Origin of the sequence: Rhodanobacter fulvus Jip2 (assembly GCF_000264315.1) — a bacterium.
In the GTDB taxonomy this organism is placed as follows: domain Bacteria; phylum Pseudomonadota; class Gammaproteobacteria; order Xanthomonadales; family Rhodanobacteraceae; genus Rhodanobacter; species Rhodanobacter fulvus.
Genome location: NZ_AJXU01000067.1, coordinates 30,096 through 40,893 on the forward strand (window position 1 = coordinate 30,096; position 10,798 = coordinate 40,893).

The following is a 10,798-nucleotide window of genomic DNA, read 5'->3' on the forward strand; positions in this document are numbered from 1 at the left end:
CCACGCCGCGACAACCTGCGGGGGCGGGCAACAACGATGAAGATGGCGAAGGGGATGTCGTTCGACTGGCGTGGACTGCTGCCTTTGGCGGCGGGCACGTTGCTGCTGCTGCTGGGATTGTTCTGCGGCTGGCAGACCTGGTTGATCGCGGACGAGGGACAGGCGGCGGCGCGCGTGCATGTCGCCCAGGACCAGGCGGTGAAAGCGCTGGCGCAGGAGCTCGCCGCGCAACGCGCCACGGTGACCGCTGCGGTGGCCACGCTGGATCCGGCCGCGGCCATGCAGGATCCGGCGCAGGCCACCGCCACGTTGCGCCAGCGTTTACCCCACGCGCTGGCGCTGGAGCTTTACAGCGGCACGCTCAACGAAGTGCTGCACGCCAATTACCGTGAATTCGGCTACGCCAAGGCGGCGCAGTTGATGTCGGCGCAAACGGCCGATGGCACGCCGCCCGCGCAAAGCGTGTCGCATGGCGGCAGTGATCGACGGCTCAGTCTCGTCGTGCCCCTGGGCGCCCCGGATCGGGCGCAGGGCTGGGCCTGGGTCGAGTTGCCTTTTGCCCCGTTGCGCCAGCGGCTGGACGCGATCGATCCGGCCGGCGGTCGCCTGGATCTGCGCCAAGGCGATGAGCGCGGCGACATGCGCCTGCTTTCCCACGGTGCCGCCTCGGCCGAAAGTGAAGCCGGCGGCAAACCGGTGCCCGGAAGCGCGTTCAGCGTCGGTGCCGCCCTGCCGCGCGCATTCATCGTGCTGCCGCATTCGGTGCTGCTGGCCGCCTTGCTGGCGCTGTTCGGCCTGGGCGCGGGAGCGTTCCTGCTGTGGCGGCGCGCGCGCTCGGCGGTCGAAATATCATCCGAACCCGAGGAGCCAGTGGTGCCCACAGAAATTCCCCAGATCGTCCGCGAGCCTGCAAAGCTGGTGGCCCCCCCGACAGCGCCGGCGCTGTCCGGCGGTGATGCCAGGGCTGCCGTGGATCCTTCCATTTTCCGCGCGTACGACATCCGCGGCATCGTCGGCAAAACCCTCAGCCGCGACGTGGCGCACCTGTTGGGCCAGGCGATCGGCAGCCTGATGCGGGAGCGGGATCTGCGCGAGATCGTGATCGGGCGCGATGGGCGGCTGTCCGGCCCCGAGCTGGCCGGTGCGCTGTCGGATGGTTTCCGCGCCGCCGGCATCGACGTGATCGACATCGGCGCGGTGCCCACGCCGGTGGTTTATTTCGCCACCTTCCACTTCGAAACCGGCTGCGGCGTGGCGGTGACCGGCAGCCACAACCCGCCCGACTACAACGGCTTCAAGATCATGGTCGGCGGCGAGACGCTGGCCGAGGATGCAATCCAGGACCTGTACCAGCGCATCGCCGGCGGCGCGCTGGTGGGCGATGGCCATGGCGCTTATCGGCATGTGGACGTGGCGCCCGATTACATCGAGCGGATCACTTCCGACGTGCAGGCCGAGCGCAGCCTGAAGGTCGTGGTCGATTGCGGCAACGGCATCCCCGGCGCACTGGCGCCACAGGTGCTGGAGGAAATCGGCTGCGAGGTGATCCCGTTGTATTGCGAGGTGGACGGCACCTTCCCCAACCACCATCCCGACCCGTCCGAGCCGTCCAACCTGCAGGACCTGATCGTCTCCGTGCAGAAATCCGGCGCGGACCTGGGTGTGGCGTTCGACGGCGATGGCGACCGGCTTGGCGTGGTCACCCGCACCGGCGAAATCATCTATCCCGACCGCCTGCTGATGCTGTTTGCCCGCGACGTGCTGTCGCGCCAGCCCGGTGCCACGATCATCTACGACGTCAAATGCACCGGTCACCTGAAAGGCCAGATCCTGGATGCCGGCGGCAGCCCGCTGATGTGGCGCACCGGTCATTCGCTGATCAAGGCCAAGATCCGCGAGACCGACGCAGAACTGGCCGGCGAAATGAGCGGCCATTTCTTCTTCAAGGAGCGCTGGTTCGGCTTCGACGACGGCATCTACGCCGCCGCGCGGCTGCTGGAAATCATTGCCGGTGACGCGCTGGGGCGTTCGCCGGACGAGATCTTCGCCACCTTGCCCAAGGGCGTGTCGACCCCCGAGCTGAAGGTGGAGATGGTCGAGGGCCGCAACTACCGCTTCATGATGAATTTCCGCGCCAAGGCGGCTTTCGAAGGGGCCACCCTGATCACCATCGACGGCGTGCGCGCCGACTGGCCCGATGGCTGGGGCCTGGTACGTGCGTCCAACACCACGCCGGTACTGGTGCTGCGTTTCGACGCCGACAATGCCGCGGCGCTGCAACGGATCCAGGACGTGTTCCGTGAGCAGATGCTGGCGGTCGACCCGTCGTTGCAGCTGCCGTTCTGACGTGCCTGACGCCTGCCGTGGCTACGGTTCCGGCGGCGCGTCTTCGGCGGCCTTGAGCTCGCGATAGCGGGCCAGCTGCCTGGCTTGCGCGGCCACGGTGCTGTCGCGCTCGGCCTGCTGTCGGGCCAGTGCGTTGCGCTGCATTGCCACCACGTTGCGCTGCTTGGAAATGTTGTCCACCATGAATTTGGGCACGGGCTGCTTGGCCTGCTCGAGTTCCGCGGCGCGGTCGAGCAAGCCGGTGAGCGCCTTCTCCTGGCTTTGCAGGTTGATCCGCGTGGTGCGGATCTGCTGGTCGAGAGCGTCGACCGTTTGCTGCAGGGACATCTTGTAGGAGGCCTCGTCCGGGTAGGCGCTCATCATCTGCGCCTCGGCGCGGGCGACATCCTGGCGCGCGCGCTCCTTCGCCGCGGCTTCCTTCGCCAGCTTGTTGGCCACCACGCGTTCGGCGGCGGTCAACTGGCGCGGCACCCGTTGCACCACCATGCCGCGATCGTTGACCACGTCGTAGCCGGCCTTCATCGCCTCGGCGGTGAGGCTGTCGCTGTAATGCGGCAAGCCCTGCGGGTCGACCCACTTGTAGCGGTTGCCATTGACTTTCTGGGCGTGCGCGGCCACGCCAGCCAGCAACGTGCCTGCGATGATGACTGACAGAAACTTGCGCATGAATCCCCCCTTTGCGGGGCAGTATAGCCGTGGCGATTGCGCGGGCGGGCGGTGGACAGGGGCGTCGCCGTCACGTTTTCGAGTACGAAGCGGCGGTTTCGCCATCGGCTGACGGTTGCTTCGTTGGGAATGCTTTCACAAACCTTGTGATGACGATTGCACGCCGTAGCGTTCGCGGTAGCTCAGCAGACGGCCATGCTCGGCGGCCAGCTGCGGCTGTTCGCCCGCGTACGCCAGTACGTCGTCCAGGCTGGTGATCGCGATCACCGGGATGCCGTGGTCGGCGGCAACTTCCTGCGCGGCGGAGCGCTCGCCCTGGCCGCGCTCCTGTCGATCCAGCGCGATCAGCACGCCGGCGGGCGTGGCGCCGTGCGCGCGGATCAGGGCCAGCGATTCGCGCACGGCGGTGCCGGCGGTCATCACGTCGTCCACGATCAGCACGCGGCCTTTCAGCGGCGCGCCCACCAGGGTGCCGCCCTCGCCGTGATCCTTCGCCTCCTTGCGGTTGTAGGCCCAGGGTAGGTCGCGCTGGTGCTGGTCCGCCAGCGCGATGGCGGTGGCGGCGGCCAGCGCGATGCCCTTGTAGGCGGGACCGAACAGCATGTCGACCTGAAGCTCCGAATTCACCAGGGCATCGGCGTAGGCGCGGCCGAGCTGGGCCAGCGCGGCGCCGGAATCGATTCGGCCCATGTTGAAGAAGTACGGGCTGAGGCGGCCGGATTTCAGGGTGAATTCGCCGAAGCGCAGCACGTCGCGCGCCAGGGTGAGTTCGATGAAGTCGCGCTGGTAATCGTGCACGGGCGGTCTCGCGGCAGGAAGGTCAGGGGAGGGCGCGCAGCAACAGTTGCTGTGGCCCGCAGCGGCCGCCATGGTAACGCGCGCCGCCGTCGACGAAGCCGGCGCGCTGGTACATCCGGGTGGCGGCGCGGTTGTCGCAGTCGACGGTGAGCACCAGCAGCCGCGTGGCGGGATGGCGCATGGCCAGGTCCTCCAGCAGCAGGGCAACGGCGCGCGCGCCCAGCCCGCGGCCTTGCCAGTCGGCATCCACGAACAGCGAGCGCAACCCTTGCGCCGGCTGCGCGAAATCACGGCCGGCCACGCTGCGGGCGCTCGCGTCGATGCGGTAGTAACCGATGGGCGCGTCGCCGTGCATGATCGCCATCGGCTCGCTGCCCGGGCACTGCGTCACGTCGGCCAGCAGGTCGGCCATCGCGCCGACGCGATCGCGCTGCGCCGGCCGCACGCGCAAACGCAGCAGCGCGGGATGCAGCGACGGCTCCGCCGGCACCACGCGCAGCGCGTCCGGCGGCGTTGCCACGGCGTCGCGATTGTTATGATCGGGGATCACTTTTGGGAGATTCCATGCGCATCATCAGCCTCAACGCCAACGGTATCCGCTCGGCCGCCAGCAAGGGCGTGTTCGAATGGCTGCGCGACCAGAACGCCGACGTGGTGTGCCTGCAGGAAACCAAGGCGCAGGAGCATCAACTGACCGATCCGATGTTCCGGCCCGATGGCCATCACTGCTTTTATCGCGATGCCAGCAGCAAGAAAGGCTACAGCGGCGTGGCGATCTACACCAAACGTGAGCCCGACCAGGTACTGACCGAGCTGGGCTGGGACGAATTCGACAACGAGGGCCGCTACATCGAGGCGCGGTTCGGCAACCTGTCGGTGGTGTCGCTGTATTTCCCGTCCGGCTCTTCCGGCGACGAGCGCCAGCAGTTCAAGTTCAAGGCGATGGAGTGGATCACGCCGATCTTCGATGCGTGGCTGAAGAGCGGTCGCGACTACGTGATCTGCGGCGACTGGAACATCGTGCACACGAAGAACGACATCAAGAACTGGAGCTCCAACCAGAAGAACTCCGGCTGCCTGCCCGAGGAACGCGCATGGCTGGATCTGCTGTTCCTGCAGCGCGGCTGGGTCGACAGCTTCCGCTCGATCCGGCCCGAGGCGGTGGAATACACCTGGTGGTCCAACCGCGGCCAGGCGCGCGCCAATAACGTGGGTTGGCGCATCGACTATCAGGTGTGCACGCCGTCACTGCGCGAGCGGCTGCTGGACTGCTCGATCTACCGCGACCAGCGCTTCTCCGACCACGCGCCGTACATCGTCGACTACGCCGACTGATCGGGCCGGACCGATCCGGCAGCCTGATCAAGCCGAGGCGCGAACGTCGACCTCGGCGATGGCGCGGTCCACCAGGCCGCGGTGCATCATCCAGCCGAACAGCGCCACGCCCGGCAGCGCCACCACGGTGGTCATCAGGTAGAAATCCACGTAACCCATGCTCTGGATCAGGCCGCCGGCCGTGGTGCCGGTCACCAGCCGGCCCACCACCGAGGCGGCGGCCGACAGCAGCGCGTATTGCGATGCCGTGTAAGAGAGGTTGCACAGCGCCGACAGATACGCCACCACCACCACGCCACCGATGCCGCTGGCGATGTTCTCAAAGCCGATCGTGAACGCCAGCATGTCGTTGTTGTGACCCATGTGCGCCAATACGGCGAACGACAGGTTGGACACCGCCATCAACACCAGGCTCAGCAGCACAGAGCGCTTCATACCCAGCCTTACGTACAGCATGCCGCCGATGAAGATGCCCACTAGATAGGCGATGAAGCCAAAGCCGACGTCGTAGGTGGCGATTTCCTCGTTGCTGAAGTGCAGATCCTGCAGCAGCAGGCGCACCGTGAGGTTGGCCAGCGTGTCGCCGATCTTGTGGATCAGCACGAACAGCAGCACCAGCCACGCGCCGCTGCGGCGGAAAAATTCCGTCAATGGCCCCACCGCCGACGACAGCGCCACACCCAGACCCTTCACCGGAATGGGGTCGCGATGGCGGGCCGGTTCGCCCAGCCAGAAACCCACGAACACGGCCGGCAGCACCAGGAAAGCGCACAACGTATAGGCCAGCGCCCAGCCCGATGACGCGGCCACCAGCAGCGCGATGGCACCGGCGCTCACCGAACCGATCCGCCAGCCGTACTGCGACATGCCGGAACCGACACCCAGTTGCCGCGGCTGCAGTATCTCGATCCGGTATGCGTCGATCACGATGTCGAACGTGGCGCCGGCCACGCCGACCAGCACGGCGGCCAGCGCCACCGTCTCAAGACTGGCCTGCGGGCTGACCACGCCCAGAAAAACCACCGACGCCGCGACCGCCAGCGCCGTCAGCCACAGCCACGAGCGGCGTTGGCCGTACCTGCCCAGGAACGGCAGGCGCCCCCGATCCACCACCGGCGCCCACAGGAATTTCAGGTTGTAGACCAGAAACGCCAGGGAAAACGCGGTCACGCTGCGCTTGTCGATGCCGTCCTGGGCCAGCCGCGTGGTCAAGGTGGCGCCGATCATGGCGTACGGAAAACCGGAGGAGATCCCCAGCAGCAGCGCACCGATCGGCGCGGGCTCCAGATAGGGTTTGAGCGAGGCAAGAATGCCCGGGGAGCCGCGCGATGCTGTGCTGGTCATGGGCCTATGCTAACCAGCTGGCGCGTCGCTGACGGGCGCCGCGTGCAACGCACCCAAAACCCGCAGCCCGCGTGCGCCGGTAACCGCCGGCAGGTTGCCGGGCAGCCCCAGTACGCGCTGCCGCGCCAGCCAGGCAAAAGCGGTGGCTTCCAGGTAGTCCGGATCGACGCCTTCGCGCGCGGTGCTGAACAAGACGCGCGGCGCCAGCAACTCGCCCAGTCGATGCATCAGCGCGCCGTTGTGCACGCCGCCGCCGCAGGCCAACACTTCGCGGGCACTCGCCGCGTGCCGGTCGATCGCCGCCACCACGCTGCGCGCGGACAGCTCCAGCAGCGTTGCCTGCACGTCGGCGGGATCCAGCGCCGCCTGTTGCGGATGACCGTCCAGCCACGCCAGGTGGAAATACTCGCGCCCCGTGCTCTTGGGCGGCGCCAGCGCGAAATAGGGATCGTCGAGCAATGCCTGCAGCAGGGCCGGGTTGACGCGGCCACTGGTGGCGAACGCGCCGTCGCGGTCATAGGCTTCGCCGCGATGACGCTGGCACCAGGCATCCAGCAGCCCGTTGGCGGGGCCGGTATCGAAACCGGAAACGCCGCCGTCGGCGCCCAACACGGTGATGTTGGCGATGCCGCCCAGATTCAGCACGACGCGTGCGTGGCCGGGACGCCCCAGCAACATCGCGTGCACGGCCGGCAGCAAGGGCGCGCCCTGGCCACCGGCGGCCACGTCGGCGCGGCGAAAATCAGCCACCACATCGATGCCGCAACGCTCGGCAATGACGGTGGGATCGCCCAGTTGCAGCGTGAAGGGGTAGGGGCCGGAAGGTCGATGCCGCATGGTCTGGCCGTGCGATCCGATCGCCCGGACGTCACCGGGCGCGGTGCCGCTGTGCTGCAGAAGCGCCAGCGCGGCGTCGGCAAGGCAGTGTCCGATCCGGACGTCCAGACGTCCAAACGTATCGAGGTCCAGCGGCGCGTCGCTTTGCGCCAGGGTCAGGATCTGCGCCCGCATATCCTCGGGCCACGGCAGGTTGTGTGCCGCCTGCAGGCGGGGTTTGCCATCGGAAAAACGGACCAGTGCGGCGTCGATGCCGTCGGCGCTGGTACCCGACATCAGGCCCAGGTAAAGGGCCTTCTCGCTATCCATGGGACGTCGCAGGTCAGCTGTCGGAGTTGCGGGTGGGTTTGTCGCTGCGCGCCAGCCTCATGCGCGAATCAAGCGCTTCCAGGCGAGCCAGCTGGGGCTTGACGACCTGTGCCTTGAATTTGGCCAGCTGCGCGGCAGGCAGCGGCTGGGGTTGCGGCAGAGTCACGGTTTGCGGATTGCGCTGCACGCCGTTGACGCGGAATTCGTAGTGAAGATGCGGGCCGGTGGCCAGCCCGGTCATGCCGACATAGCCGATCACTTCGCCCTGGCGCACGTGTTCGCCCACGTGCTGGCCTTTCACGAAACGCGACATGTGGCCATACGCCGTGCTGATGGTCTTGCTGTGCTGGACCACCACGAAATTGCCGTAACCGCGCTCCCAGCCGTGGTACTTGATCACGCCATCGCCCGCGGCGTGGATGGGCGTTCCGCTGGGGGCGGCGTAGTCGACGCCCTTGTGTGCGCGCATGCGGCCAAGGACGGGGTGCATGCGTGCGGTGGTGAACTTGGATGAGATGCGGGTGAAATCCACCGGAATGCGCAGGAAGGATTTCTCGATCGGCCGCCCGTCTTCACTGAACCAGCCGAATTCGCCATTGGCTTTCTTGAACCGATAGGCGGTGTAGCGCTTGCCCTGGTTGACGAATTCCGCGGCAATGATGTCGCCGTGGCCGTAGCGCTGGCCGTCGCGGTAGACGTCATCGTAAATCACGGTGAAGCGGTCGCCAGCGCGCAGGTCCTGCACGAAATCGATGTCGTACTTGAACAGGTCGGCGAGCTTGCCGACCATCGCGGCGTCCATGCCGGCCTGACCAGCCGAGGCATAGAGACTGCTGCTGATGACGCCGTGGGCGATCTGCTCGCGCACATCCATGTCGCGCTTCTGGATGGCCAGCGTGGGCTGCACGCCATCGAGTCGAATGGTTGCGCGGCTGGCCGCGTCCTTCTCGAAGCGGAAGCCGTCGAGGCTGCCGTCGTTATTCTGCAGAAAATCGAATTCCTGTCCCGGCCGGATGCTGTGCAGGGCACTGCTGGCGCCACCGGCCGCGTCCATCACTGTTTGCAGGTCGCTCATGCCGAGGCCGCGGTCGGCAAAGATGTCCGACAGCGTCTGCCCGGGTTGTACGCGCACGGATTGCCAGTTGTCCTGCTCCGGTGCGGCGATGCGGGGCGTGATTTCGGGTACGGCAAGCGGCAGCAACGCATGAACTTCAGGCAGCGGCGACGGGCGCATCGCACTGGCCCAGGCGGGCATGATGAAGCCGGAGAGCAAGGTGATCAGCATGGCCGTTCCGGCCAGCACCCAGCGTTCCCGGTGCCACGAAATCGGTTCCACTTCACCGCTGCGGTTGAACGACCAGTGCGCACAGCGTTCGTAGAAGTGGGAATGCCGCTGCTGTGCCTTTCGGCAAATGGCTTGCCTGCGCGCGAGACGCGCCCCCCGATTGTCTTCTGCCATGCCGTGCGCCCCGCGGTACAAAGTAACAAACTGCGCGTACCATAGCGGCCATGTGTAAATGGCGTCAACGCCTTTCCCATCAAGGGTTTGCGCGACATTTCTGGTTAACGCACAATTAACGCAAGCAGCACGGTCGATGACGACTGCGGCTTGCCCCTTACGACCCATCAGAGAGGAATACATGAGCGAGCTGGAGCAGGCGCTGGCCACGATTGCGCGTGGCGCGGATGAAATCATCAAGCGGGAGGATCTGGCCGAACGGCTGAAGAGCGGGCGTCCCCTGCGGATCAAGGCCGGCTTCGATCCCACGGCGCCGGACCTGCATCTGGGCCATACCGTCTTGTTGAACAAGATGCGGCAGTTCCAGGACCTCGGCCACCAGGTGATCTTCCTGATCGGTGACTTCACCGGGATGATCGGCGACCCCACCGGCAAGAACGTTACCCGCAAACCGCTGACCCGCGAAGACGTGCTGGCCAACGCCGAGACCTACGCCGAGCAGGTCTACAAGGTGCTCGATCGGGAGAAGACCGAGCTGCGCTTCAATTCCGAATGGTTCGGCCAGATGTCCGCCGCCGACATGATCAAACTCGCCGCGCAGCACACGGTGGCGCGCATGCTGGAGCGCGACGACTTCACCAAGCGCTACGCCGCCCAGCAGCCGATCGCCATCCACGAGTTCCTCTATCCGCTGGTGCAAGGCTATGACTCGGTGGCATTGAAGGCCGACGTCGAGCTTGGCGGTACCGACCAGAAGTTCAACCTGTTGATGGGACGCGCGTTGCAGGAACACCATGGCCAGCCGCCGCAGATCGTGTTGACGATGCCGCTGCTGGAAGGCCTCGATGGTGTCAACAAGATGTCCAAGTCACTGGGCAACTACATAGGCATCGACGAGCCGGCCATCGACATGGTCACCAAGACCATGAAGATCGGCGACGAGTTGATGTGGCGGTGGTTCGAGCTGCTCAGCTTCGACCTGTCACTGGATGAGCTGGCGCGGATGAAAAGCGATATCGCCAGCGGCGCGCTCAACCCGCGTGACGCCAAGTTGCGCCTGGCCCGTGAACTGGCCACGCGTTTCCATGGTGCAGCGGCGGCGGAACAGGCCATTGCCGGCTGGCACGCGGTTGTGCGCGGCGAAGGCGATACATCGTTGCTGCCGCAGACCGAGCTGCCCGTACCCGCCGAGGGCCTGCGCCTGGCGGCGTTGCTCACGGCGGCCGGCCTGACCGCCAGCAACTCCGAGGCCAGTCGCAAGCTGAAAGAGCGCGCCGTGCGCATCGATGCCGAGGTGGTTGAGGACGCGCAGCGCTCTTTCGAGCCCGGTTTCGAAGGCGTGCTGCAGGTGGGCAAGCGAAATTTCGCCCGGGTGAAGCTCGTTCAGGCCTGACGAACACGCCGTCCGGGCCCACCGGGCGCGTGGAGCTTGCGCGGTTGGAAAGAAATATTTTCAGCAACGCCAGTGGCTTGCCGAACATTTCCGCTATTTCTCTCAACAATCGCTTGCCAAATTTCAGCCAGCTCGTATTATTCGCGTCCCGCAGTCGCCCAACGTCGCAAGACGGACCGCCGGAACCTCGAAAAAAGCTTCAACGAGGGTGTTGACGGTCAGGAAAATCGATGTAAGATGGGCGGCTCACCTAGGACGAAACGTTTTGGGGCGGTACCGGGAAAACCGGTGCCAAGCGAACGATCTTTGAC

At 66.1% G+C, this 10,798-nt stretch carries 9 protein-coding genes; 3 read left to right on the forward strand and 6 right to left on the reverse strand.

Going from position 1 to position 10,798, the window contains the following annotated elements:
- Positions 1 to 36: 36 nt before the first annotated feature.
- A complete protein-coding gene (locus UU9_RS14725; RefSeq protein ID WP_007082565.1) occupies positions 37 to 2,346 on the forward strand; it encodes a phosphomannomutase/phosphoglucomutase in 2,310 nt (769 codons plus the stop codon).
- Between the two features lie 21 nt (positions 2,347 to 2,367).
- Here the strand turns inward: UU9_RS14725 and UU9_RS14730 are convergent, their stop codons facing one another.
- The 3 genes from UU9_RS14730 to UU9_RS14740 all read right to left on the reverse strand — a co-directional run bounded on the left by UU9_RS14730 (position 2,368) and on the right by UU9_RS14740 (position 4,360).
- The gene (locus UU9_RS14730) at positions 2,368 to 3,012 is read right to left on the reverse strand and encodes a DUF4124 domain-containing protein (protein ID WP_007082566.1); all 645 of its coding nucleotides are present in this window, start codon (positions 3,010 to 3,012) and stop codon (positions 2,368 to 2,370) included.
- Positions 3,013 to 3,147: 135 nt separating this feature from the next.
- Positions 3,148 to 3,810: an orotate phosphoribosyltransferase gene (pyrE, locus tag UU9_RS14735; protein WP_007082567.1), complete on the reverse strand. Its 663-nt coding sequence runs from the start codon at positions 3,808 to 3,810 to the stop codon at positions 3,148 to 3,150.
- A 22-nt stretch (positions 3,811 to 3,832) separates the two neighbouring features.
- Positions 3,833 to 4,360: a GNAT family N-acetyltransferase gene (locus UU9_RS14740; RefSeq protein WP_007082568.1), complete on the reverse strand. Its 528-nt coding sequence runs from the start codon at positions 4,358 to 4,360 to the stop codon at positions 3,833 to 3,835.
- 14 nt (positions 4,361 to 4,374) lie between these two features.
- Here UU9_RS14740 and UU9_RS14745 point away from each other — a divergent pair, with 14 nt between their 5' ends.
- Positions 4,375 to 5,145: an exodeoxyribonuclease III gene (locus UU9_RS14745; RefSeq protein WP_007082569.1), complete on the forward strand. Its 771-nt coding sequence runs from the start codon at positions 4,375 to 4,377 to the stop codon at positions 5,143 to 5,145.
- 27 nt (positions 5,146 to 5,172) lie between these two features.
- Here UU9_RS14745 and UU9_RS14750 read toward each other — a convergent pair whose 3' ends face one another.
- The 3 genes from UU9_RS14750 to UU9_RS14760 are packed head-to-tail and all read right to left on the reverse strand — an operon-like array spanning position 5,173 to position 9,094.
- Positions 5,173 to 6,489 carry an AmpG family muropeptide MFS transporter gene (locus UU9_RS14750; protein ID WP_007082570.1) on the reverse strand — a complete coding sequence of 439 codons (1,317 nt, stop codon included), beginning with the start codon at positions 6,487 to 6,489 and terminating at the stop codon, positions 5,173 to 5,175.
- A 9-nt stretch (positions 6,490 to 6,498) separates the two neighbouring features.
- Positions 6,499 to 7,635, reverse strand: coding sequence for an anhydro-N-acetylmuramic acid kinase (locus UU9_RS14755; protein WP_007082571.1), 1,137 nt, complete (start codon positions 7,633 to 7,635; stop codon positions 6,499 to 6,501).
- Between the two features lie 13 nt (positions 7,636 to 7,648).
- Entirely contained in the window at positions 7,649 to 9,094 is a 1,446-nt protein-coding gene (locus tag UU9_RS14760; protein ID WP_040671144.1) for an OapA family protein, read from the reverse strand.
- 181 nt (positions 9,095 to 9,275) lie between these two features.
- Between UU9_RS14760 and tyrS the strand changes: the two genes are divergently transcribed.
- Positions 9,276 to 10,487 carry a tyrosine--tRNA ligase gene (tyrS, locus tag UU9_RS14765; protein ID WP_007082573.1) on the forward strand — a complete coding sequence of 404 codons (1,212 nt, stop codon included), beginning with the start codon at positions 9,276 to 9,278 and terminating at the stop codon, positions 10,485 to 10,487.
- Positions 10,488 to 10,798 lie beyond the last annotated feature (311 nt).